The 22,140-nt window shown below is 69.2% G+C and carries 22 protein-coding genes and 1 pseudogene; 13 read left to right on the top strand and 10 right to left on the bottom strand.

From position 1 onward, the window contains the following. Positions 1-27: 27 nt before the first annotated feature. Both C8E96_RS31660 and C8E96_RS31655 read left to right on the top strand, forming a co-directional pair. On the top strand, positions 28-849 hold the full coding sequence (locus C8E96_RS31660) for an SAM-dependent methyltransferase (protein ID WP_091381213.1): 822 nt from the start codon (positions 28-30) through the stop codon (positions 847-849). Between the two features lie 133 nt (positions 850-982). Next, complete coding sequence (locus tag C8E96_RS31655) at positions 983-2,986, top strand: EAL domain-containing protein (protein ID WP_091381210.1); 2,004 nt, start codon at positions 983-985, stop codon at positions 2,984-2,986. On the opposite strand, the gene C8E96_RS31650 is transcribed toward C8E96_RS31655, so the two are convergent. Continuing rightward, positions 2,983-3,240 carry a hypothetical protein gene (locus C8E96_RS31650; protein ID WP_091381208.1) on the bottom strand — a complete coding sequence of 86 codons (258 nt, stop codon included), beginning with the start codon at positions 3,238-3,240 and terminating at the stop codon, positions 2,983-2,985. The genes C8E96_RS31655 and C8E96_RS31650 overlap by 4 nt on opposite strands. A 167-nt stretch (positions 3,241-3,407) precedes the next feature. Further along, on the bottom strand, positions 3,408-3,920 hold the full coding sequence (locus tag C8E96_RS31645; RefSeq protein WP_091381205.1) for a hypothetical protein: 513 nt from the start codon (positions 3,918-3,920) through the stop codon (positions 3,408-3,410). A 514-nt stretch (positions 3,921-4,434) separates the two neighbouring features. On the opposite strand from C8E96_RS31645, the gene C8E96_RS31640 reads away from it, so the two are divergent. Then, a complete protein-coding gene (locus C8E96_RS31640; RefSeq protein ID WP_091381202.1) occupies positions 4,435-5,442 on the top strand; it encodes a hypothetical protein in 1,008 nt (335 codons plus the stop codon). Positions 5,443-5,510: 68 nt separating this feature from the next. After that, positions 5,511-6,740 (top strand): YncE family protein, encoded by a 1,230-nt coding sequence (locus C8E96_RS31635; protein ID WP_091381200.1) that lies wholly within the window; start codon positions 5,511-5,513, stop codon positions 6,738-6,740. On the opposite strand, the gene C8E96_RS31630 is transcribed toward C8E96_RS31635, so the two are convergent. Continuing rightward, complete coding sequence (locus tag C8E96_RS31630; protein ID WP_091381197.1) at positions 6,730-6,984, bottom strand: DUF202 domain-containing protein; 255 nt, start codon at positions 6,982-6,984, stop codon at positions 6,730-6,732. The genes C8E96_RS31635 and C8E96_RS31630 overlap by 11 nt on opposite strands. Next, positions 6,981-7,340, bottom strand: a complete 360-nt coding sequence (locus C8E96_RS31625; RefSeq protein WP_228770142.1) for a YidH family protein — start codon at positions 7,338-7,340, stop codon at positions 6,981-6,983. Before C8E96_RS31625 ends, C8E96_RS31630 begins: the two co-directional genes overlap by 4 nt. Before the next feature lie 163 nt (positions 7,341-7,503). On the opposite strand from C8E96_RS31625, the gene C8E96_RS31620 reads away from it, so the two are divergent. The 3 genes from C8E96_RS31620 to C8E96_RS31610 all read left to right on the top strand — a co-directional run bounded on the left by C8E96_RS31620 (position 7,504) and on the right by C8E96_RS31610 (position 9,778). Further along, entirely contained in the window at positions 7,504-8,094 is a 591-nt protein-coding gene (locus C8E96_RS31620; RefSeq protein WP_091381193.1) for a TetR/AcrR family transcriptional regulator, read from the top strand. Then, positions 8,091-8,504, top strand: coding sequence for a DUF4267 domain-containing protein (locus C8E96_RS31615; protein WP_091381190.1), 414 nt, complete (start codon positions 8,091-8,093; stop codon positions 8,502-8,504). The genes C8E96_RS31620 and C8E96_RS31615 overlap by 4 nt, the downstream gene beginning before the upstream one ends. Before the next feature lie 242 nt (positions 8,505-8,746). Beyond that, a complete protein-coding gene (locus tag C8E96_RS31610) occupies positions 8,747-9,778 on the top strand; it encodes a fatty acid desaturase family protein (protein WP_091381186.1) in 1,032 nt (343 codons plus the stop codon). Positions 9,779-10,714: 936 nt separating this feature from the next. On the opposite strand, the gene C8E96_RS31605 is transcribed toward C8E96_RS31610, so the two are convergent. After that, positions 10,715-11,305: a cysteine hydrolase gene (locus C8E96_RS31605; protein ID WP_091381182.1), complete on the bottom strand. Its 591-nt coding sequence runs from the start codon at positions 11,303-11,305 to the stop codon at positions 10,715-10,717. A 104-nt stretch (positions 11,306-11,409) separates the two neighbouring features. Here C8E96_RS31605 and C8E96_RS31600 point away from each other — a divergent pair, with 104 nt between their 5' ends. Beyond that, the gene (locus tag C8E96_RS31600; RefSeq protein ID WP_091381179.1) at positions 11,410-13,008 is read left to right on the top strand and encodes a GMC family oxidoreductase; all 1,599 of its coding nucleotides are present in this window, start codon (positions 11,410-11,412) and stop codon (positions 13,006-13,008) included. 3 nt (positions 13,009-13,011) lie between these two features. On the opposite strand, the gene C8E96_RS31595 is transcribed toward C8E96_RS31600, so the two are convergent. Then, the gene (locus C8E96_RS31595; RefSeq protein ID WP_133794925.1) at positions 13,012-13,557 is read right to left on the bottom strand and encodes a hypothetical protein; all 546 of its coding nucleotides are present in this window, start codon (positions 13,555-13,557) and stop codon (positions 13,012-13,014) included. 112 nt (positions 13,558-13,669) lie between these two features. Beyond that, entirely contained in the window at positions 13,670-14,836 is a 1,167-nt protein-coding gene (locus tag C8E96_RS34700) for an endonuclease (RefSeq protein WP_091381173.1), read from the bottom strand. 270 nt (positions 14,837-15,106) lie between these two features. Between C8E96_RS34700 and C8E96_RS31585 the strand changes: the two genes are divergently transcribed. Both C8E96_RS31585 and C8E96_RS31580 read left to right on the top strand, forming a co-directional pair. Next, entirely contained in the window at positions 15,107-15,697 is a 591-nt protein-coding gene (locus C8E96_RS31585; protein ID WP_091381171.1) for a hypothetical protein, read from the top strand. Positions 15,698-15,773: 76 nt separating this feature from the next. Then, positions 15,774-16,205, top strand: coding sequence for an OsmC family protein (locus tag C8E96_RS31580; RefSeq protein ID WP_091381168.1), 432 nt, complete (start codon positions 15,774-15,776; stop codon positions 16,203-16,205). A gap of 5 nt (positions 16,206-16,210) precedes the next feature. On the opposite strand, the pseudogene C8E96_RS31575 reads toward C8E96_RS31580, so the two are convergent. From C8E96_RS31575 to C8E96_RS31565, 3 genes and pseudogenes are all read right to left on the bottom strand, one after another. Further along, positions 16,211-17,016: pseudogene (locus C8E96_RS31575) on the bottom strand (TIGR02452 family protein). A 56-nt stretch (positions 17,017-17,072) separates the two neighbouring features. Further along, positions 17,073-17,693 carry a response regulator gene (locus C8E96_RS31570; RefSeq protein ID WP_091381166.1) on the bottom strand — a complete coding sequence of 207 codons (621 nt, stop codon included), beginning with the start codon at positions 17,691-17,693 and terminating at the stop codon, positions 17,073-17,075. Beyond that, positions 17,690-18,871, bottom strand: a complete 1,182-nt coding sequence (locus C8E96_RS31565; protein WP_228770141.1) for a GAF domain-containing sensor histidine kinase — start codon at positions 18,869-18,871, stop codon at positions 17,690-17,692. Before C8E96_RS31565 ends, C8E96_RS31570 begins: the two co-directional genes overlap by 4 nt. 136 nt (positions 18,872-19,007) lie before the next feature. Here C8E96_RS31565 and C8E96_RS31560 point away from each other — a divergent pair, with 136 nt between their 5' ends. From C8E96_RS31560 to C8E96_RS31550, 3 genes are all read left to right on the top strand, one after another. Beyond that, positions 19,008-19,820, top strand: a complete 813-nt coding sequence (locus C8E96_RS31560; protein WP_091381451.1) for an ABC transporter ATP-binding protein — start codon at positions 19,008-19,010, stop codon at positions 19,818-19,820. 637 nt (positions 19,821-20,457) lie between these two features. After that, positions 20,458-21,258, top strand: coding sequence for an ABC transporter ATP-binding protein (locus tag C8E96_RS31555; RefSeq protein WP_091381161.1), 801 nt, complete (start codon positions 20,458-20,460; stop codon positions 21,256-21,258). Next, positions 21,258-22,136, top strand: a complete 879-nt coding sequence (locus C8E96_RS31550) for a branched-chain amino acid ABC transporter permease (protein ID WP_091381159.1) — start codon at positions 21,258-21,260, stop codon at positions 22,134-22,136. Before C8E96_RS31555 ends, C8E96_RS31550 begins: the two co-directional genes overlap by 1 nt. Positions 22,137-22,140: the final 4 nt, after the last annotated feature.

Raw genomic sequence — 22,140 nt, 5'->3', positions numbered from 1 at the left:
ACCTTTACCCCAATCCCGAGGTGGATCGTGACTGACACTGCAAGCTGGGTGCCCGAGGGTGTCAACACCGAACTGCCCAGCGCCGCGCGGGTGTACGACTACCTGCTCGGCGGTGGCCACAACTTCCCCGGCGACCGCGCCTTGGCCGAGAAGCTGGTGACGAAGGTCCCCGCGCGCGACATGGCGAGGCTCAACCGGGCCTTCCTGCGGCGCGCCGTGCTCTACCTGCTCGACCAGGGCATCACCCAGTTCCTGGACCTGGGATCCGGCATCCCGACCGTGGGCAACGTCCACGAGGTCGCCCACGACGTCAACCCCGACGCGCGCGTCGTCTACGTCGACTACGAGCCGGTCGCGGTGGCGCACAGCGAACTCCTGTTGGAGGGAAACAAGAACGCCGCCGTCCTGCAGGCCGACATGCGGGACCCGGACAAGATCCTGCAGGCGCCGCGGACCCGTGAGCTGCTCGACCTGGACAAGCCACTGGGCCTGCTCATGGTCGGCGTCGTGCAGTTCATCCCCGACGGCGACGACCCGTGGGCGCTCGCCGCCCGCTACCGCGACGCGGTCGCCCCCGGCAGCTACCTCGCGCTCTCGGCGTTCACCTGGGACCACGCGCCCGCGGGCATGGCAGGCGCGGTCGAGGTGTTCAAGAACAGCCAGGACCCCATCTTCCCGCGCACTCACGCGGAGATCACCCGGATGTTCGACGGGTTCGACCTGGTCGAGCCCGGCCTGGTCCTCACCCCCGAGTGGCGGCCCGAGCGGCCGGAGGACACCGCCGACGCCGAACGCTCGAATCTGTATGCGGGCGTCGCCCAGAAGCCGGTGGGTCACTCGAACGGCTGAGCGGAATGCCCGCTGTGCGTGGGTCCGAGTGGCACGATGTACCCGATTGGGTGCAGAGTGGTAGCTCTCCGGCGCATATCTTTGAGTGAGCAGTCGACAAGGACACCGATGATCCGCCACCCGGACGGTCACCGTGGACCGTGCTGAGCTGGCCAGGAGATGGGCCGCGGCGTTGAACCAGGTCGTGTATGTCTCGCGCTCGCGTGACGACATCGAGAGTGGCTTGGGCGAGCTCCTGGCCCGCCTCGCGGCCTGCGTGCGCCCCGGTGCCGACCTGGCCCCGGCGGTGGAGATCGGCCAGGAACTGGTCGCCTCCGGGTTCGCCAAGGCGGGCTGCATCCGCGCCACGATCGACGTGCTGGGTCCTGGATTGTCCGAAGTGGAGGGTGTGTCCCCGGCTGAGGTCATCCCCGCGCTCGCGACGGTGGCGGCCGGATTCACCGCCGCCACCCGCGACCGACTCTTCTCCGAGCAAGAGGACATTCGGCACGCCCTGGTGCGGGCCAAGGAGAACGTCGAGCGCGACCTGCAGGTCAGCGAGGCGCGCTTCCAGGACGTGTTCGCCACCTCCGCGGTGGGCATGCTGATCAGCGACCTCGGCGGCGGTGTCGCGCGCGCCAACGAGGCGCTCGAAGAGATGCTGGGCTACCGCAAGGGAACGCTGTTCCGCAAGCGCCTCGACGACCTGTTCCACCCGGACGAGGCCGACTTCCTGCGTGAGCGCTACGCCGAACTCCTCGCGGGCGAGTGCGACACGGTCCGCGAACGCACCCAGTTCCTCCGCGCCGACGGCGACACCGCGTGGGTCCGGGTCGCGGTGACCCTGCTGCGCGACCGCGACGGCAAGCCGGACCACCACGTGACCATGGTGGAGGACATCTCCGACCTGCACCTGATCGAACACCGGCTCAGCACCCAGGGCACCCGCGACATGCTCACCGGGCTGGCCAACAGGCAGGCGTTCGAGGGCAGGCTCGAGGAGTCGATGGGCAGCACGGCCGACGTCTCGCTGTTCCACATAGGACTCGACGATTTCGGTGTGGTGAACAATGGAATCGGCAGGCACGCGGGCGACCAGCTGCTCAGCGCGATCGCGGGCAGGCTGGCCATGATCGCCGAGGAGCACGATGGCGCACTCGCCCGCATCGGCGGCGACGAGTTCGCCCTGCTGACGCCCGGTCGGCACGACGTGGCCGCGCTCGCGACCGACATCAACGACGCACTCGCCGAACCGACCTATGTGGACGGTGAAGGAGTCGCGGTGACCGCGTCGATCGCGGTGCTGCGCTCACCGCGCGCCGGCACCGAGCCCGCGGAGCTGTTGCGCGCCACCGATATCACGCTGCGGAGGCTGAAGTCCTCCGGGCGCAGGCAGTGGAGTCTCGTCGAAGCCGAGGACCTGGCCGCGCGCGACCGCTTCCGGCTCACCGCGTCCATCCCGGGGGCGTGGGAGAGCGGCGAGCTCGACCTGGATTTCCGGCCGGTCGTGGAGTTGGAGACCGGCACGACCGTGGCCTGGCAGGCGCTGCTGTACTGGGACAGCCCGGTCCACGGCCGCCTCGACCACGACCGCTGCCGTGAGCTGCTGCGCGACACGGGGCTCAGCGTCCCGGTCGACCAGTGGGCGCTCGGCGTCGCCTGCGAGCGGACCGCCCAGTTCGTCGAGCGGCTGTACGTGGAGCTGACCGACGAGCAGGCGGCCGACCAGGACCTCGTGGGCACCGTGCGCCGGGCAGGCGGCCTGGAGCGGCTGGACCTGGGGGTCCCGGTGTCGGCGCTGGCCGACCCGCAGGCCGAGGACAACGTGTCGGTGCTGATCGACCTGGGCGTGCGGATCGTGCTGACCGGGTTCGGCCAGACGCCCGGCGACGTCGCCTGCCTGGAGGACCACCCGGTGCACGCCGTGCGGCTGGGCCACCGGGTGATCGAGCGGATCGGGACGGCGCCGGACCCCAAGTCGATGTTCGTGCGGTCCGTGCTGGAGCTGCTGCCCATGGTCCGCGAGTCCGGCCGTGACGTGCTGGTGCCCGGCGTCGACACCGCCGAACAGGCCGACTGGTGGCGACGGGCGGGCGCGGACCGGGCGGTGGGCGCGCACTTCGGCGAGCCCGACAGCCTGGAGAACGTGGTCGCCTAGGCGGCGACGGCCACCGACTCCAGGGCGCGGATGCCCGCGGGGGTGAGCGTGGCGGCGACGAGCTGGCCGAAGCGGCCGGTGCCCGCGGCGATGTAGCCGTCGTGGGTCAGCGTGTGGGCGCTGAACTGGTCGCAGAACGGGACCCCGTCGATGTAGAGGTCGGGTTCGCGACCGCAGCTGATCTGCGCGCGCCCCGCGGCGACGGCTCGCAGCACCGCGAGGGTGCGATGACTCAGTTCGTGTGGCTCGGACATTTCGGGTTCCCCCCTGGTCTGTGGGTACTTCGTATTCGTAGCTGGTGAGGTATTAGATGCGTGACCCCGTCATTAGGTTGCATCGGACCTTCACCCTGCCGACGTTACAAAGGGTGACCAGATTGCGTCGACACACTTTTAAGAGGGGACTTTCGGCCCCCAGATACCTACGGTCGGCGCTGGTCGGGGGAACCGTTGAGGCCGAACAAGATCCGCCGCATGACGTCCGGGTCGGTCGTCATCGGCTCGTCGGGCACCGCGGCCCGCGCGGCCTGAGAGGCCTTGCGCTGGCGTCGGGGCAGCGGCACCGCCGAGGCGTTCATGCCGCTGGGGAGGGCGAGGGCGAACCAGACGATGTAGCGGCCGTGGTCGATCTGCGTGGTCCCCACCCGGGCCACGCCGGGAATGGCAGGCGTCGGCACCGGCCGCGGCGACTCGACCTCGAAGATCAGGTCGGCGCCGGACAGCCGCACCCTCGCGGTCATCATCCCGGGGTCAGCCGGATTGGCCGTGTCCACGACCGCGGTGGCGACGACCCGGGCCGCCTCGGAGGCGACGTCACGCATGTCCCGCAGCGCCCACTCGGTCAGCGAGAACCGGACGAACATCTCGGCACAGCCGATCGCACTGGGCAGGGCGACAAGCTGGAGGTCATCGACCTGTTCGGTCCGGTCGTTCATCCGATCTCCCTCAGGTGCCGCCCGCGCGTGCGCAAGATGGTGCCACGATCGGGTGCGGCACCGACACCCTGGGGCGGTTTCCTGTCCCGGGACTGACCGAATCGTCACCGTGACCTTGATCGGGAACAGTGGAACTGTGCATCCGTACACAGACTCCGGAACCCCGCTCCTCGCCGAGTTCGCAGTGGAGCCTCATGGTGAGCGACTGTCGCTGATCTTCAATAGCGCTGGTGGGAAGGGCAAGGCCAAGGCGCGACCACGTAATGCGGACTATCGGCCTGCGCTGGTCGTTCTCCTCGGCAGGCTTGCTCGGCGGTCAGCGATCATCAGCTCCGCTGCCGTCGAGTCGCGCCAAACCGAAGGGTTGTCACTCAGTGAACGGTCGCTGATCGAGGGGCCGATCAAGTTGGGCCCGGACACCGACGTTGAGGCGTTGCGCAAGAGCCTTACGCGTGCACAGGGACCGATCGGACAGCGTGCAGATGCCAGCAAGGATGGCAACAGGAGCAAACGCATGCGTCTGGTTCTCGAAGTGCCTGGTTACGGGCTCGCGGACGGTCCGCGATTGGAGCGAGAGCTGGCTGGGCAGCTGCTGGTCGCCGATCTCATGGAGTCGCTGCGGTCGCTGAAGGTCCACAACGCGGTCGGGGAACCTGCCCGGCACAAGCCGATCGCGCTGCTCTGGGCCCTCGGGCGCCTCGCGGCGGGCCAGGGACGGTTGTTCGACTGGCCGCAGTTCCGTGAGCAGGTCGGCGAACTCCTCCCCGACTTCGGTGCGACTGCGACACCGCAGTACCCGTTCTGGCACCTCGGCGGCGATCCGGCGCTGTGGGAGACGCACGGTCTGACGGGGCCGCCTGCCGCCTCCGACACCGCGGCCAGGGCCGGGTTCACCCAGGCCGCGGCCGATCTGCTCGCCACACCGATGGTCCTCGCCGAAGCGATCTTCGTGCTGTGCGATTCCCACTTGTCGGACGTGCCCGACCACCCCGCGCTGCTGCGCCGGGTCGGCCTCGACGGCCAGTCCGAGCGGGCGATGAGCGAGATGCGCACCGTGTTCGACTCGGTCGACGACGTCACCATCCGGGCACTGTCCGCGGAGACTCTCGACAAGATGACCGCCGCGGTCCGCCGGGTCGAGCAGGCGGAGCTGCGGGAGCTGGTCGTGGGCAGTGTCGGCACTGCGTCGTGCGCCTTGTGCGGGAGTGTCTTCCCGCTGCGGTTCCTGGTCGCGGCCCATATCAAGCCCCGGTCCGAATGCAGCGACGAAGAGCGCCGCGACCTGCGCAACGTGGCGATGGCCGCCTGTGCGTTCGGGTGCGATCTGCTCTTCGAACTGGGCTACATCACCGTCGACGAGGACGGGTGGATCCGGACGGCGGAGGCCACGCCGAGCGGCCGGTTCGCCGACCACGTGAACCTGGTGGGCACCTTGCGCTGCTCGGCGCACCGGCCGGAGACGGAACCGTACTTCGCCTGGCACCGGGCCAATCGGTTCCAGCGAGGCGTCACCAAGATGTGAACGATTCTCGCGTAACTCGGTGAGGGGGTGGTCGTTGACCTGGACGGGCGCCGAGAAACGAGGGTCGGATGAGGATCAAGCTGGTCGCGAAGCTGTCCGCGGTCGCGCTGGCGGCGGCGGTCGTGGTGCCTGCCGCGCCCGCGCAAGCCGTTCCGCTGCGGGACGTGCTCTTCGTCGGCAACAACTGGGACGGCACCGCTGACGTCGTCTCCGCCGAGTTGCCGCTCCGCAGGTTGGCGCGGGTCAACGTCATCCCGGACATCCGGCAGCGGATGACCGAGATCGCGCTGAACCCGGTTCGCCTGGCCTACTTCCTGGCTATCCGGCAGCTCATCGGCGAGGGGCATGACCAGTTCGTCGACGACCTGTACACCACCCCGGACGGCAGGCGGCTGATCGTCTCCCGGCCGAGCTTGGCCGACGTCGTCTCGATCGACCTGGCCTCGGGGGCCATCATTTGGCGGTTCGTGGTCCAAGGGCAGCGGTCCGACCACATGGCGCTGTCGCCGGACGGGACCCGGGTCGCCGTGTCGGCTTCCACGGCGAACGTGGTGCACATCCTCGACGTGGCAACCGGCCGTGAGGTGGGGTCGTTCCCCTCGGGCGATTCGCCGCACGAGAACGTGTATTCGCGGGACGCCACGCGGATCTTCCATGCCAGCATCGGGACCGTCTACACCCCGCTCGACTTCCCGGCCCTCGACTCGACCAAGGGGGCCCGGTACTTCCAGGTCGTCGACGCCGCCACCAACCAGGTGATCAAGCGGGTCGACATGGGGGCGAAGCTCGCCGAGGCCGGGTATCCGGGGATGAGCGCCGCCGTCCGGCCGATGACGCTGACGGACAACGAGCGCTACGCCTACCTGCAGGTCTCGTTCTTCCACGGATTCGTCGAGTACGACCTCGTGAACGACAAGGTGACCCGGGTCGCGAACCTGCCGATCGCCGACCACGTGAAGGACCTGCCGAGGGAGCGGTACCTGCTCGACTCGGCGCACCACGGGATCGCGATGGGCGGGGACGACAGGAAGATCTGCGTGGCGGGCACGATGTCGGACTACGCCGCGATCGTCGACCGGGCGGACTTCGGCTTCCCGAGCCTGGTCGGCACCGGCCTCAAGCCGTACTGGGCCACCCCCAGCCGCGACGGCGCGCACTGCTTCGTCTCCTGGAGCGGCAGCGACCGGGTCTCCGCGATCTCGTACGCGACCGGCCAGGAGGTCTCCAGCGTGGCGGTCGGCGACCACCCGCAGCGGATGCGGCTGGGCAAGGTCGACGCCGGGTGGCTCAGCCGCTGAGGATTCCGACCAGCTCGACCGCGACGACGACCAGGACCAGCCCGACGACGGTCGCGGGCATGGCGCCGTCGGCTCGCCGGTTTCCGCGGAGCATCGCGAGCAGCAGCAGTCCGATGGCGACGGTGGCGGCGCCGACCAGGAAGGGCTGGTCGATGCGCAGCCGGATCACCACTGCGGCGAGGCCGATGACCGCCAGCGTGGTCCGTGCCCACGCGAGGCCGGTGCGTTCGACGTGCAGGCTCATCGGAGCAGGATCACCGTGAGCACCAGCGCCGCCGCCACCAGCAGGCCGCCGACGATCACGGCGCCCAGGGTGGGCGCCGGCATGGGCGCGCCCGTGCGCATCGCGCGTTCCGTGCGGGCCCAGCGGAACCAGCCGCCGGTCGCGGTGATCGCGCCGAGCAGCACCAGACCCGCCGCCAGCCAGCGGCGCGGGCCGTCGGCGATGGGGAGGTTGACGGCGTCGACCAGGACGCCCGCGGCGATCAGTGCCAGGGCTGTGCGGATCCAGGCGAGCATCGTGCGTTCGTTGGCGAGGGTGAACCGCGCGTCGGGGTCCTCGCCCACGCCGTAGACCTGGCGGGGCCAGCGTTCGTCCATGCGGTCGATCATCCACCCGGTGTCGCGCGCCTGCGCGGCGAGCAGGTAAGTCCACAATGGACTGTTGGGCCGATGCGGCCCTGCTGTGAGCCAATTACGAAACAAGGGTTGCGTAAATCGCTCGACCTGACTTACGCTACACAAGTAGCGAAAAGGAGTTCGGATGAGCGAGTCGAAGCGCGGACGTCCCCGCGACATGGAGGTGGACAGGCGGGTGCTCGACATAGCCGCCGCGCAGCTGGTCGAACGCGGGTACGCGGGACTGTCGATCGACGCGGTGGCCGAGGCGGCCGGGGTCGCGAAGACGACCCTCTACCGGCGGTGGCCCTCCAAGGACCACCTCGCCGTCGCGGTGACCGCCCGGATGCAGGAGGCAGATCCGGTCGCCGACACGGGGGATATCCGGGTCGACTTGGTCAACTACCTCACGCACATCGTCGCGGCGATCAACCGGTCGCGGTCGCTGGGTCTCGTGGCCGAACTCGCGGCCGCCGCGGCGCGGCACGACGACATCGGTGAACTCATCCACGGCGTCTTCACCCGGCGCAACGCGCTCGTGCTGGCCCTGATCGAGCGGGCCAAGCAGCGCGGCGAACTTCGCGCGGACACCGACGCGGTCGTGCTGTTCGACCAGCTCGCCGGCGCCCTCTACTACCGCGTCCTGTTCACCGGGATGCCGATCGACCCCGCTTACGCCGAACGTCTTGTCACCGCCGCACTCGACGGCGCCGTCCCCACTGGAGAAATGTCATGACCAGCACCAAATTAGCCAACGGCCTCGCCATCCTGCTCGCTCTCGCGATCATCGGCATCGGCTTGGGCTACCTGATCGCCCCGCACTCCCTCGCGTCCGGTTTCGGCCTGCCCGCTTGGCCGCAGGACACCGGTTTCCTCGCGGTCAAGGGAATCCGCGACATCATGTCGGGCCTTGTCGTGCTGGCGCTGCTGGCCGCCGGACAGCGGCGCGCGCTTGCGATCGCGTTGGCGGTCGTCGCCGTCGTCCCGGCGGGCGACATGGTCATCGTGCTGTCGCATTCCGGGTCGCCCGGTACCGCGTTCGGCGTCCACGGCGCCACCGCGGCACTCGTCCTCGCGACGGCTTTCTTGATCCACAACCAATACCGTGGTCGAACGGAAACGGTGGTCGCCCCCGCGACCAGCTAGCCTGGGGGGTAGACGTGGGCCGCGGGCCTCGTCTCGCCGCCCACGGCTGTGTGGGATTTTGACTACGTTCTGGTCGTCCACGCGTACGAACGCTGATTGTCGCTTGGGGTTAGGCCGCTGTTCTGCGGTTCGCAGCGGGTTCGGCCTTATGGTCGCTGGGAGTGCGGCGACCGCTGACGGCAGAACGATTCCCTGACGGGCTTCGCCACGGATGTCCTGTTCGTCGACGGAGGTTGCCCACGATGACCGAACTACTGGCTGAACGGCGAGGCAGCGACTTCGCCGACCTGGCCCGCTCGATCAAGGCCGCGGGCCTGCTCGACCGGCGATACGGCTATTACGCGGTCCGGATGGCGCTCACCGTGCTGGCCCTCGCCGCGGTGGCCGTCGGCTTCGTGATGCTCGGCGATTCGTGGTGGCAGCTGCTGCTCGCGGTGGGTGTGGCGCTGGTGTCGACCCAGTTCGGCTTCCTCGGCCACGACGCCGGGCACCGGCAGATCTTCACCTCCCGCAAGTACAACGACCTGGTCGGCTACATCTGCGGCACGGTCACCGGCATCAGCTACGGCTGGTGGGTGGGCAAGCACAACCGCCACCACGCCAACCCGAACCACGACGACGACCCGGACATCGATATCCCGGCGCTGGCGTTCAGCCGCGACCAGGCCCGCACCAAGACCGGCCCGCTGCGCTGGATCGCGGCCTACCAGGCGTACCTGTTCCTCCCGCTGCTGCTGACCCAGGGCGTCATGCTCAAGGTCGCGGGCGTCGAGGCCATCGTGAAGCGTGAGGTCAGGGCGGTCCGACTGGAGGCGTTCCTGTTCATCGCCCACACGGCCGGATATCTGACGGCGGTGTTCATGGTGCTCTCGCCGGGCAAGGCAGTGCTGTTCATCCTCGTGCACCACGGCGTCATGGGCGTCCACCTGGGCCTGTCGTTCGCCCCGAACCACAAGGGCATGCCGCTGGTGGCGAAGGACGAGAAACTCGACTTCCTCCGCAAGCAGGTCCTGACGTCGCGCGACATCCTCGGCAACCATGGTGTCGACGTGCTGCTGGGCGGCTTGAACTACCAGATCGAACACCACCTGTTCCCGAACATGCCGAGCGTCAACCTGCGGCACGCGCAACCGATGGTGCGGGACTACTGCGCGAGCATCGGCGTCCCCTACCTGGCGTGCGGGATGCTGGAGTCGTACCTGCAGGTCCTGAGCCACCTGCACGATTCGGGCGCACCCTTGCGTGAGCCCCGACCCGCAACGGCTGCCGTCTAACCCAGCACCGCCACCAACTCAACCAGGCGGCACGGCAAGGCACGGCACCCAAAGACCGCACCACCGACAGCCCACCCCGGACGGGGTTGCCTATGCGGTCTTTGGCTTTTAATCCCTGCTCTACCCCCTGCCCCCTCGTCCTGGCCATCTTTAACTCTCGATCATCGGTGTCAAGGGTCGGCTTGCCGATCGCGCAGCGACGGCGCTTGCGCCGCCCTTGACGCCGATGATCGAGAGTTAAACAATTGTGTCCGAGGGGGACTGTTCTTGTTGGGAGCCAACGAGAACTCGGGGTCTTAGTGAAGTGGGTGGCCCCTCTGGCGCGATTGTTTAATTCTCGATCATCGCTGTCAAGGGCGGCCGTAGACGGCCGTCGCTGCGCGATCGGCAAGCCGACCCTTGACAGCGATGATCGAGAATTAAAAGCGGCCAGGACGAGGGGCAAGGGGGAAGTGCAGGGGCGAAGAGCCGTCCCTTGAGGTGACCACGTCCGGAGCTATGGGGGAGGCGTGTCCCTGAGGGTGACCACGTCCGGAGCGGCAAGGACAAGGGCATCCGGTGAGGTTTGTTCGTGCCGAGGTGCCGGGTGGGGTTGTCGGACTGCGGGGTGGGGGCTGCCGAGGTGGCGGGTCGGGGGCTTTCTGGGGTGTAGAGGCGTCAAGGGTGCCCGGGGGCGTCCCAAAGGGTGTGGGGTGGGTAACGCCCGAGGGGTGCGGGGTGGGCGGAGTGCGCCACGGTGTGGGGCGGGTGGCGTTCCTGGGTGTCCGGGGTGGGCGGAGTGCGCCACGGTGTGGGGCGGGTGGCGTTCCTGGGTGTCCGGGGTGGGCGGAGTGCGCCACGGTGCGGGGTGGGTGGTGTCCCAGCGTGCGGGGCGGGTGAACGTGCCACGGTGGGGCTGTGGCTGTGGCTGTGGCTGTGGGTGTGGGTGTGGGTGGCTCAGCCGAGCATGGCCAGGGCTTCCGCCGCGGTCAGGCCGCCCGCGGTCGCGAGGTCCAGGTTGGCCAGTGAGGCGAGGTGGGCTTCCTCCGTGGCCGCCGTGACGCAATCGCTGATGACGTGGACGGTCAGGCCGAGGTCGGTCCCGTGCCGGGCCGTCTGTTCGACGGTCAGGTTTGTTGCGACTCCGGTGATGAAGACCGTGTCGATGGCGTGTTCGGTCAGCCATTCCGGCAGTTCGCTGCCTGCCAGGCCGGACAGTTTCTGGTTGTCGAAGACCTGAGCGGCCTGGCCTGCCATCTCCGGGATCAGTGCCGCGCCGTGGCTGTCGGGGCGGAAGGCCTCTTGGGCGTCGCCGACCGCTTTCATGAAGCCGGTGTTGCGGACCAGGGCTCCCTCGCCCACCGGGACGGTGAACCTGGTGAAGGCCACCGGCACCCCAACCGACTCATGGAAGCGGGTGGCGCGGTCGACGACGCCGCTCTGGGCTACTGGTTCGGCGAGCATGCCGCCGAAGAAGCCTTCCGGCTTGATGACGTTGACCTGCCAGTGCAGGGCGAGGACGGCGACACGCCGCGGGTCCAGGGTCATGGGGAGATCATGCCGATTTTCTTCCCGGTTGACACCTGGACGCTTCCGCTAAAGATAGAACGTGTTCTAGTGTGGGGGTTCACTGTGGCTCCGGAGGTCGGCGCATGAAGCATCCTGACTATGTCGTCGTTGGCGCGGGCAGCGCGGGTTGCGCCGTGGCCCGACGGCTTGCCGAGAGTGGGGCCGAGGTCGTGCTCCTCGAGGCGGGCCCCGTCGACAAGTCCAGGCTGGTGCGCAAGCCCGGGATGATCGCGGTGTTCCACAACATCCCCCAGCTCAAGAAGCGGCTGGACTGGAGCTACTACTCCGTTCCCCAGGCAAGCGCGCTCGACCGGCGGATTCCGCAGACCCGGGGGCGGGTGCTCGGTGGGTCCAGCTCGATCAACGGGATGATCTTCGTCCGCGGCAACCGCCGCAACTATGACGACTGGGCCGCCGATGGCTGTGCCGGGTGGGGCTTCGACGACGTCCTGCCCAGCTTCAAGCGCATGGAGGACTGGGCCGACGGCGGCAACGACCTGCGCGGGGCGGGCGGGCCGATCAAAGTCACCCGGCAGCAGGGGATGACCGCGGCCTCCGAGGCTTTCATCGAGGCGATGAGCGAGACCGCCGGAGTGAAGAAGAACGACGACTACAACGGCGAGGAGCAGGAAGGCGCGAGCGTCGTCCAGCAGAACATCGACGGCGGGCTGCGCTACAGCTCGTCCATCGGGTATCTCGGCGCGGGTCTGCCGAACCTGCGGGTGCGCACCGGGGTGACGGTGTCCCGGGTGGTCATCGAGGGCGGCCGGGCGACCGGGGTGGAGATCCTGACGAAGTCCGGCCGGGAAGTCATCCACGCCTCCCGTGAGGTGGTGCTGTCGGCGGGCGTGTTCGGCTCGCCGCAGCTGCTCATGCTCTCCGGTGTCGGACCGGCCGAACACCTGCGGGACAAGGGAATCGAGGTGCGGGCCGACCTGCCGGTTGGCGACAACCTGCACGACCACATGTTCGTCCCGATGACCTACCTGACCAAGAGCGCGCAGCATCGCGGAACCGGGCCGTACTTCGCCAAAGGGGTGCTGAAGGAGGCTGTTTCCGGTGGGACCTGGGTGGGGCGCACGGTGTTCGAGTCCGTCGGGTTCGTCCGCAGCTCCCGGGCGGGTGCGGTGCCCGACATCCAGCTGCTGGCCCTGCCGTGGTCCTACCCGTTCCCCAACCAGGACGCCCCGATTCGACACAACGTGGACCCGCGGCCCGCGCTGACCGTGATGGCGACGCTGATTTACCCCGAGAGCCGCGGCACGATGCGGCTGGCGTCCGCCGACCCGACCGCGGCGCCGCTGATCGACCCGGCCTACCTCACCGCGCGGCGCGACTCCGAGTTGTTGTTGGAGAGCATGAAGCTGGTGCGCGAGATCATGGCGAACAAGGTCATCGCGGGCGACGTCACCGCGGAACTCTCACCGGGGCCGGACTATGCCGACGATGCCGCCCTGATGCGGGAACTGCCCAACCGCGCCACAACGGTCTACCACCCGGTCGGCACCTGCCGGATGGGTGTGGACGAGCGCGCGGTCGTCGACCCGCAGCTCCGCGTGCGTGGCATCGAGGGGCTGCGGGTCGCCGACGCGTCGATCATGCCGAGCATCGTCGGTGGCAACACAAACGCACCGGCCATGATGATCGGCGAGCACTGCGCTCAGTTCATGACCTCGGCCTGAGGGCTATTCCCAGAACACTTCGAGCAGATCCGAGGTGAGCGAGGACAGGCCGTTGGTGGCGCAGTCGGCGTTGGGGTGCAAGACGATCGGGTAGGCGTTGGCGGTGTCCCCGGCGAGCGGCCCGTGCGTGAAGTACGCGCTGATCGTGAGGTCGCCCGAGCTCGGGTCGGTGTTGACGGTGATGTCGAATTTGCTGCGCTCACCGGTGTTCCAGTACAGCACCGCGCCCTCGGTGATCGTCATGACCGGCGCGCACGGCGCGGTGCCGAGTTCTCGGCTGACGGACCCCACGCCGGTGCGGTAGCCAGACTTCAGCCGGGTGTACGACCCGTTGGCGGAGAAGCAGTCCACCAGTCCGCCGGACACCTCCGCCGCGGCCGTCGTGGAGCTCGAAGTCAGCGGTGGCGTGAAGTTGAACTGGAAGTTGCCCGTGCACGCCAGATCGCCCACCGCCGCGGACGCGGTGGGAGCGTTGAGGGGGAAGAGAAGCAGCGCGGCCGCCACCACGGCCGCGCTGCGCCTGAATCGACTGGTCCTGGACTGCCTCATCGAGCCGCCTCCTGCGTTTGAGTCAGGTCAACTCGCCGCAGTCTGGCGTAGATCAACAGGCGTGCCAAGAGTCCTGTTGGGACACCACCCGGGTGCCCCAACGCGGCTGTCGTCAGTTCCAGATGGCGTTGGCCCATTCGGGGTGGTCGATGAACGGGTTGCGGTTGCGCTGGAACTGGTCGTAGATCACCTGGTTGCGCCGCTTCTCGAAGGCGTCCGGCGGGTCCTGGGTGTTCCACTGCTTCAGGACCGACAGCTTGCCGTGGTACGGCGCGGTCCCGTTGTTGACGCTGTCGTTGAGTTCCAGGTCGGCGAAGCCGTCGGTCCCCGCGTAGCGCACCGCCATGTAGAAGATCATCCGCGCGACGTCGCCCTTGACCGCGTTGCGCGGCTCCCAGGAGTCGGCGTCGGTGTAGCTGCCCGGCGCCTCGGCGGCGGGGGAGCCGCCCAGGTCGAAGTCCTTGTTGCCGCGGTTGGCGTTGACCGAGACGTCCTCGGGGCGCAGGTGGTGGATGTCGGTGCCCGGCCCGGTGGCGGTGCCGAAGTCACCGTGCGACTTGGCCCAGACGTGCTCGCGGTTCCAGTCGTCCGGGTCGCCGCCGTTGGTGGTCTTGCTCTGCGAGCGGCCGCTGTAGAGCAGGATGACGTTGGCGCTGTTCGCCGGGTCCTGGTCGGTCGCCTTGAGCGCGTTCCACACCTGGTCGTAGCTCAACTTGGTCTGGGTGCTGATGATCCGGTTCAGCTCGGTCTTCAACGCGGGACCGGTCTTGCCGATCGCCGTCTTGTAGTACGTGTCGTCGTAGTCGCCCGGTGTGCCGGTCGTCGGTGGCGTCGTGGTGGTGGTCGGCGTGCCGCCTGCCGGCGCGAACGCGGTGGTCGAAACCAGGCCCGGGTGGGAGAAGTACGAGCTCAGCGTCCCGGTGACGTCGAGCTGCTTGCCCATCAGACTCGGGTTGGTCCGCAGCCCATAGTTCGCGCGGAACGCCGAGGTGATCTGCACGTAGATCATCCGCGAGGTGCCGGTCTCACTCGCCGAGTCGGCCAGCGCCATCGCGTAATCCGACGGGAAATTGGAACGCACCACCGTGGTCGTCGCGGTCGGCTGCCCGACGACATAGCCGCGGACGGTGGCCGTGGCCCCGCTCTGCTGGCTGATCGCCTGGGCGACCGTGAGCGGGGCGGCGGCGGCGACCGTGGGGGCCTGCAGTCCGATGGTGACGGCCACGGTGGCCGTCACCAGGCCTAAGAGGTTCCAGCGTGTCCGGCTTTTGGTCAGCATGGTGAGGTCCTTTCCCCGACGGCTGACGCCTCCGGCGACTTCACCAGCACCGGTGACGCCCCGTGTCCGTTGCGACACGGTCGAGGAAAGATTCTCACAAAAAGCGCCACTAAAGAGTGAACGCTGTGGAGCGGTTGTGGAGCTAATGCGTGCCAGAACCTCGTACAAAGCGGTCCGGGCGGCGGTTTGTTCGGGCACCATCAGGGGATGACCAGCCTGGGATCAGAGTCAGAGCCACCGTCCGACGGACCCGAGCAGGGGCCGCCACCCGTGACTGCCGGGTGGCGCGCGACCGCGCTCCTGGGCGGCCTGCTGGGCTTGGCGGCTGCGGTGTCGACGGTGGTCGGGACCTTCCTGCCGCTGTTCGGCGGCGAAGTGCGCGCGGCCGGTCAGGTGCTCACGATGACGATCACCGGGTGGGACTTCTCCACCACCGGCGGCCCGAAGTCGGGCGACGCACCCGTGACCGGGGTGCCGTTGTCGATCGCGGCGGGGGCGCTGCTGGTCGCGGCCGTGGCCAGTCTCGTCGCCGCGCCCCGGCGCGCGACCCCCGCGGCCAAGCGGCTCGCCGCCGCGTTGTGCGGGGTCGCCACCGCGTTCCTCGCGGGAGCCGTGGCGACGGTGACCGCCCAGGTGGTGAGCTGGGAGGCGTCTTTCCGCCCCACCAACAACAGTCCCGTCGGGGCGTTGATCGAGTACTCGGCCGGGGTCGGTATCGGGTTCTGGCTGCTGGTCGCCGCGGTCGTGGTCGCCTTTCCGACCGCCTTCCTCGCGCTCCGGGGCGGCCCGCCCGCGGTGCCGACGCCCGCCCCGCCGCGCGAGGCCCACGGGTCGGTACAGCTGCGCAGCCCTGAGGCATAGCGTCGAGTGGACAAGGCGGGTCCGGTGTCCAACGCTGGTCGGTGACCGCATCGACTTCGGCGAAGGGAACGCGGACATGACCGACCGCACGGCGACCGCGAAATGGACCGGCGACCTGGCGAGCGGGTCGGGCACGGTGAACCTGGACAGCTCGGGCCTGGGCTCGTTCGGGGTGTCTTGGCCCGCCCGCACCGAGGAGCCCAACGGGAAGACCAGCCCGGAGGAGCTGATCGCCGCGGCCCACTCGTCCTGCTACTGCATGCAGTTCTCCGCGCTGCTGGCCCGCGCCGGGATCCCGCCGACCCGGATGGAGACCTCGGCGAAGGTGGAGTTCGGGAAGGTCGGCGAGGGATTCGGGATCACCGGCATCCTGCTGACCGTGCGGGCCGAGGTGCCGGGCGCCGACGAGGCGAAGTTCCTTGAGATCGCCGAGCAGGCCAAGCAGACCTGCCCCGTGTCGGCCGCGCTGACCGGCGTGAAGATCGAACTGGACGCCACTCTGGCCTAGGCGGCCTAGGCGAACGTCCGGTCGAAGGCGTCGCGGGTCGCGCCGGTGCGGTCGAGGACGGCGAAGACGACCTCGTCGAAGTGTCCGGCGAAGCGACCTGTGAGCAGGTCGCGGAACGTGCCTGCCACCAGGGCGGGGTCGTTCTGGAACACGCCGCATCCCCACGCCCCGAGCACCAGGCGGCGGTAGTCGTTGGCGGCGGCCACTTCGAGGACTCGCTCGGCACGGCTCGCCAGGACGGCCGGGATGCGGTGCGCTTGTTCGGGGGCCTGGCGTCGGATGCGCCCGCGTTGGGTGCGGGGGAGGTCAGGAAGCCCGCGGTGAAGGGGACTTCCAGCAACTCGCCCCGGCTGTCGCGGAAGACTGGCACCGCAGGGGAGTGGATCACTCGGTCGGTGTAGAAGGCGTCGCGGTTGCCGCGATGGTGGGCGTAGAAGTCGGGCGCTCGCAGCAAGGTGGCGTACAGGGCCGAGTCTCGGCAGAGTGCTTCCTCTTAGGCCTGCGCGCCGTTGAGGTAGCCGCCGCCAGGGTTGCGGGCGGAGGCGAAGTTGAGCACCGCCACCGGATCGGGCTTCACCGAGAGTCGGTGCGCGGCCTGGATGCTGCCTTCTCCGGTCACCTCGATGCGGGTGGGCCGGTCGTTGTCCAGGTGTGACACCGGCACCGGGTCCGGGCCGTAGATCCTGGTGCCTGCCAACGCGATCGCGAGTTCGGCCGCGAAGGTGACCTCGCGGCCGAGCGGGGATCGGTAATGTCCAGTGTGGACGATGCCCTCGGTGTGACGCGCGATCTCGCGCAGCTGGGCCCTCATGGGCACTTCCTCTTGCACATGTTTCGAATGATCCCCGCCGTGGCAAGTGAATTGGGCTACAGCAGCCCGGCCTCACTCGCCTTGCTGATGGCCTCCACCCGGTTCCGGGCGCCGAGTTTGTGCAGTGCCGCCTGCAGATACGTCTTCACCGTGTTGCGCGTCAGCCCGGTCGACTCCGCGATCTCCGGGTTCGTCTGGCCCTGCGCGGCCAGCCGCAGAACCTCGTACTCGCGGCGGGTCAGGCCGCTGCGGGCCAGGGCGTCGGACTGGACGTCGGCGCTGGGCAGGATTCTCGGGTCGATGACGCGTTCGTCGCGGAGGACCCGGCGCAGGGCGGAGACCAGGTCGGTGCCCGCCACATCCTTGAGCAGGCAGCCGTTGGCGCCCGCCTCCAGCGCCGCCCGCAGACCCTGGTGGTCGCTGTGTGCGGTGAACACGACGATGCGGGCGCTGGGGTGGACCTTGCGCAGCTCGGTGATCACCTCAGGGGCGAGCATGTCGGGCATCCGCAGGTCCAGCAGCACCAGGTCCGGTGCCAGCTCGGCGATCCGCTCGATCGCGGTGCGGCCCGACTCGGCGGCGCCGACGAGTTGCATCGCGGGGTCCGAGCGCAGCAGCAGGGACACGCCGTCGCGGACGACGGGGTGGTCGTCGACCACCATGATCCGGATCGTCATGCCGTTGCGCGCTTCTCGACGCCCGGCAGCCACGCGCGCAGGGTCGTGCCGCCGTCCTCGTCGCGGACCAGGCTGACCCGGCCGCCGAGGCGGGCGGCCCGCTCGGAGAGGGCGCGCACCCCCATCCCGCAGCTCATCACCGGTTCGTCCGTGGGATCAGGCCTGCCGTCATCGGCCACGACGACCTGCACACCGTCGTCGGTCGCGCTCAGGCTCACCACGACGTAGTAGGCCTGGGTGTGCTTCTCGACGTTCAGCAGCCCCTCGCGCACCACCGACACCAGCAGCGACGTGCGTTCGGCGTCGAGTGGGCGCAGGTCGCCGAGCTGCACGAACCGGGCGGGGACGCCGCTGCGGGCCTCGAAGGAGCGGCAGTGCTCGGCCAGCTCGACGGGCAGCGCGCGCTCCGGGGTCGACTCCGACAGGGCGAGCAAGGACTCGCGCAGCGCGATCGACGCGGCCGACACCTCCTGTTCGAGCCGGGTCAGCCGGGTCGTGAGGCCGGGGTTGTCGGTGACGGCGGTGTGCAGGTCGCGCACCTGGGCGCCGATGGAGAACAGCATCGCGCCGACCGAGTCGTGCAGGTTGGCCTGCATCCGCTGCCGCTCGGCGGAGACCGCCCGGTCCCGGGTGGATTCCACCTGGCCCGCGACATGCAGCGCCTTGGCCGCCTGCGAGGCGATTGTCTCCATCCGGCCCACGGCGTCGTCGCCGAAGCGGGCCGAGGTGCGCATCGCCGCGTAGGCGACCGCGACGATCTTGGAGGCGAACGGGTCGATGATCGGCACGGCCAGTATTGCCGAGATGCCCTCGCCGCTGACCTGCTCGTCGAACTGGTGGGTGATCGCCGAGGACTGGACGTAGTCGCTGACCTGCATCGGCCTGCCGAGGGCCAGCACTGTTCCACCGACTCCCTGCCCGCGTGGCACGGCCAGGTTCTGCAGCGAGTTGGTCTTGTTGCCCGCGAGCCAGCGGATGACGGCGCGGTCGGAGTTGTCGAGGTCGGCGATGAACGCCGCGTCGACGCCGATGGTGTCGCGGATGAGCCGAGCCGTGCCATGCAGGGCGACCACGCGGTCGAGCGTGCCGAGCAGTCCCTCGCGCTCTCGCAGCAGCGCGTCGAGCACGGATTCCTGCTCGATCGCTCGCTCCGCGTTCACCCGGTGTTCGGCCGACACAACGGAAACCATTGCACGCCGTGGGCGATTCGTACACCTCTCCATCTGGGGGTGTGGCCGGGCGGAACCGGTCAGCACCATTGCCGGAACACCCAAGCCGATGTGAGTGCCGCCACATCGCGACGAGGAGGCCCTGGTGCTTGTCGTGCGGAATCTGCAGGTGCGCTACGGCCGTTCGGTGGCCGCCCTGCACGGGGTCGATCTCCAGGTCGCCGCCGACAGCGTGCTGGCCGTGCTGGGCAGCAACGGCGCCGGAAAGTCCACTTTGCTCCGAACGATCTCCGGGACGCTGCGCCTGCACCGCGGGTCGGTCGTCGCCGGGCAGGTCGAGTTCGCGGGCAAGCGGATCGACCGGCTGGACCCGGCCGAGATCGTCCGCCTCGGCGTGGTCGGGGTGCCGGAGGGCAGGCAGGTCTTCGCCCGGATGAGCGTGGAGGAGAACCTGCGGGCGGGCGGCATCGGCGCCCGCACGGCCGAGGCACGCACCGCGGCCCGGGCTCGGGTCCATGAGCTGTTCCCGGTGCTGGCCGAACGCGCCAAACAACGCGCGGGCTTGCTGTCGGGTGGTGAGCAGCAGATGCTCGCGATCGGCCGTGCCCTGATGTCGGCGCCCAAGCTGCTGCTGCTCGACGAGCCGTCGCTCGGGTTGGCGCCGAAGATCGTCGACCGCATCGGCGAGATCATCCGCGAGATCCACGCGCAGGGGACGGCGGTGGTGCTCGTCGAGCAGAACGCGGTCATGGCCCTGCGGGTCGCCGACCACGCCGTGGTGCTGGAGACCGGCCGCACCGCCCTGTCCGGCACAGCGGCGGACCTGTCGGCGAGCGACGACGTGCAGCGGCTGTACCTGGGCGGCCATGCCGAGTCGGCCGCCACCGCCGAAGCCGAGGCGCGCGGCGCCGCCGAACAGCGTGCTGGGGTGCGGGGGTTGTCGAGGTGGGTGGCATGAGCGGGCGAACCGGACGAGTCGTCGACGCCGCGCTGGAGCGGGTTTCGCCGGAGAGCGGTGCTCGCTCCGGAGAGCACTGCTCTCCGCGGGTGGTCGGGAGCGGTGCTCACAACAGAGAGCAGTGCTCTCTGTTGGCGGGTGGGTGCGGTGCTCTCTGCGGAGAGCAGTGCTCTCGGCAGGTGGTGGAGAGCGGTGGTCGCGGTGGCGAGCGGTGCTCTCTTTGTGCTGGTGGGGGCGGCGTTCGCAGCGGAGAGCAGTGCTCTCCGCGGGTGGTCGGGAGCGGTGCTCACAACAGAGAGCAGTGCTCTCTGTTGGCGGGTGGGTGCGGTGCTCTCTTCGGAGAGCAGTGCTCTCGGCAGGTGGTGGAGAGCACTGCTCGCGATGGAGAGCAGTGCTCTCCGCGGGTGATCGGGAGCGGTGCTCACAACAGAGAGCGGTGCTCTCGTGAGGCGTTGTGGAGCGGTGCTCACAGAGGAGAGCGGTGCTCTCGGGAGGTGTTGGAGAGCGGTGTTCGCGATGGCGAGCGGCGCTCTCGGGAGGTGTTGGAGAGCGGTGCTCGCGATGGCGAGCGGTGCTCTCGTTTCCGGGCGGGCGTTCGTCCGCGCGGCTGGATTCGTGGATTGTCGAGGTGGCAGGCATGAGCGCCCCGACGCTGCGCGAGGACCTGGTCGAGCTTCAGGTCGACTCCGTGACCCTCGCCTTCGGCGGTCTCCGAGCCCTCGACGACGTGTCCTTCACCGTCCGCCCCGGGACCGTGCACGCCCTGATCGGGCCGAACGGGGCCGGGAAGTCGAGCTGTTTCAACGTGATCAGCGGTGTCTACCGCGCCACCTCCGGCCGGGTCCGGTTCGGCGACACCGAGCTGACCGGGCAGCGCCCGCACCGGTTGGCCAAGCTCGGGATCGGCCGCGCCTTCCAGAACACCGCGCTCTCGCCGCATTCCACCGTCCTGGACAACGTCATGCTCGGCAGGCACGCCCTCACCACCGGCGGCTTCCTCTCCTGCGGCCTGCGTCTCCCGTGGACGGTCAAGCAGGAACGCAGGCACACCGAGCGGGCCGTCGAGATCTGCGAGTTCCTCGGCCTCGGCAAGGTCTTGCACGCCCCGGTCGCCGCTCTTTCCTATGGCGCGGCCAAGCGGACGGACGTGGCGCGGGCGTTGGCGGTCGAGCCGACATTACTGCTGCTCGACGAACCCGCCGCGGGCATGAACGCCGTGGAGACCGCCGAGATGGCCGCCACGATCCGGGACCTGCGCGACGCGCTGGGGATCTCGATTCTGTTGGTGGAACACGACATGAACCTGGTCATGGGCATCGCCGACCGGGTGACGGTGCTCGACTTCGGCAGGCGGATCGCCGACGGCACGCCGTCGGAGGTCCAGGCCGATCCCGAAGTGGTCAAGGCGTACCTGGGCAGCGGATCGGAGGACGCCTGATGGAGACATTCCTGCAGCTGGTGGTCAACGGGGTGGGCAAGGGCGCGGTGTTCGCGCTGCTGGCGCTGGGCTTCGTGGTCATCTTCAAGGCGACCGAGGTGGTGAACTTCGCCCACGGCTCGCTGGTGCTGGTCGGCGGCTACCTCGTCGTGGTGACCCGCGACAGTCTCGGCTGGGTCGGCGCGGCGGTGGTCGGGATCGTGTCGGCCGGGCTGCTCGCGCTGCTGGTCGAGCGGCTGCTGTTGTCCCGGTCGAAACTGGCCGACGCGAACAGTCTGGCGCTGCTCACGATCGGGCTCGACGTGATCATCACCGAGGAGATCGTGCGCCGCCTCGGTGTCACCGTGCCGTTCCTCGGCGAGGCGTGGGACGCGCAGCCGATCCAGGTCGGCGGGTTGACCCTGTTCCGCACGCACCTGGTCGCGATCGGTGTCGGCGCGGTCCTCGTCACCGCCTTCTTCCTCGCGTTCCGGTACTCCAACTGGGGTGTCGCGATGCGCGCCCAGGCCGAGAACCGGGAAGCCGCCGCCCTCATGGGCATCCGTTCCTCGCGGGTCACGGCGACGGCGTGGCTTGTCGCCGGTCTGCTGGCCGGTGTGGCGGTCCTGTTCATCGCCACCCAGGACTTCTCCGGCTCCGGCCTGTCCCGCGGCACCCACTCGATCGCGCTGGCCGCCTTCCCCGCCGCCATCCTCGGCGGCTTGGACTCCACCGCGGGCGCTGTGGTCGGCGGGCTCGTCGTCGGCCTGACCGAAGCCCTGTCCGCCCAGTACATCTCGTTCGACTTCTCCAAGTCCGCCGTGTTCCTGGTGATGCTGGTCGTGCTGGTGGTCCGGCCATCAGGGTTGTTCGGCACAAGGGAGAGCACCCGTGTCTGAACTG

Source organism: Actinokineospora alba (genome assembly GCF_004362515.1).
Lineage (GTDB): Bacteria > Actinomycetota > Actinomycetes > Mycobacteriales > Pseudonocardiaceae > Actinokineospora > Actinokineospora alba.
Note: the sequence above shows the minus strand (reverse complement) of the source record. Positions and strands in the feature narration are given on the sequence as shown.

What these genes read in the sequence shown, in the direction of transcription:
- C8E96_RS31650 (WP_091381208.1), bottom strand. Translation starts at nt 3,240, where the DNA reads ATGTCCGAGCCACACGAACTGAGTCATCGCACCCTCGCGGTGCTGCGA.
- C8E96_RS31645 (WP_091381205.1), bottom strand. Translation starts at nt 3,920, where the DNA reads ATGAACGACCGGACCGAACAGGTCGATGACCTCCAGCTTGTCGCCCTG.
- C8E96_RS31640 (WP_091381202.1), top strand. Translation starts at nt 4,435, where the DNA reads ATGCGTCTGGTTCTCGAAGTGCCTGGTTACGGGCTCGCGGACGGTCCG.
- C8E96_RS31635 (WP_091381200.1), top strand. Translation starts at nt 5,511, where the DNA reads ATGAGGATCAAGCTGGTCGCGAAGCTGTCCGCGGTCGCGCTGGCGGCG.
- C8E96_RS31630 (WP_091381197.1), bottom strand. Translation starts at nt 6,984, where the DNA reads ATGAGCCTGCACGTCGAACGCACCGGCCTCGCGTGGGCACGGACCACG.
- C8E96_RS31625 (WP_228770142.1), bottom strand. Translation starts at nt 7,340, where the DNA reads ATGGACGAACGCTGGCCCCGCCAGGTCTACGGCGTGGGCGAGGACCCC.
- C8E96_RS31620 (WP_091381193.1), top strand. Translation starts at nt 7,504, where the DNA reads ATGAGCGAGTCGAAGCGCGGACGTCCCCGCGACATGGAGGTGGACAGG.
- C8E96_RS31615 (WP_091381190.1), top strand. Translation starts at nt 8,091, where the DNA reads ATGACCAGCACCAAATTAGCCAACGGCCTCGCCATCCTGCTCGCTCTC.
- C8E96_RS31610 (WP_091381186.1), top strand. Translation starts at nt 8,747, where the DNA reads ATGACCGAACTACTGGCTGAACGGCGAGGCAGCGACTTCGCCGACCTG.
- C8E96_RS31605 (WP_091381182.1), bottom strand. Translation starts at nt 11,305, where the DNA reads ATGACCCTGGACCCGCGGCGTGTCGCCGTCCTCGCCCTGCACTGGCAG.
- C8E96_RS31600 (WP_091381179.1), top strand. Translation starts at nt 11,410, where the DNA reads ATGAAGCATCCTGACTATGTCGTCGTTGGCGCGGGCAGCGCGGGTTGC.
- C8E96_RS31595 (WP_133794925.1), bottom strand. Translation starts at nt 13,557, where the DNA reads ATGAGGCAGTCCAGGACCAGTCGATTCAGGCGCAGCGCGGCCGTGGTG.
- C8E96_RS34700 (WP_091381173.1), bottom strand. Translation starts at nt 14,836, where the DNA reads ATGCTGACCAAAAGCCGGACACGCTGGAACCTCTTAGGCCTGGTGACG.
- C8E96_RS31580 (WP_091381168.1), top strand. Translation starts at nt 15,774, where the DNA reads ATGACCGACCGCACGGCGACCGCGAAATGGACCGGCGACCTGGCGAGC.
- C8E96_RS31570 (WP_091381166.1), bottom strand. Translation starts at nt 17,693, where the DNA reads ATGACGATCCGGATCATGGTGGTCGACGACCACCCCGTCGTCCGCGAC.
- C8E96_RS31555 (WP_091381161.1), top strand. Translation starts at nt 20,458, where the DNA reads ATGAGCGCCCCGACGCTGCGCGAGGACCTGGTCGAGCTTCAGGTCGAC.
- C8E96_RS31550 (WP_091381159.1), top strand. Translation starts at nt 21,258, where the DNA reads ATGGAGACATTCCTGCAGCTGGTGGTCAACGGGGTGGGCAAGGGCGCG.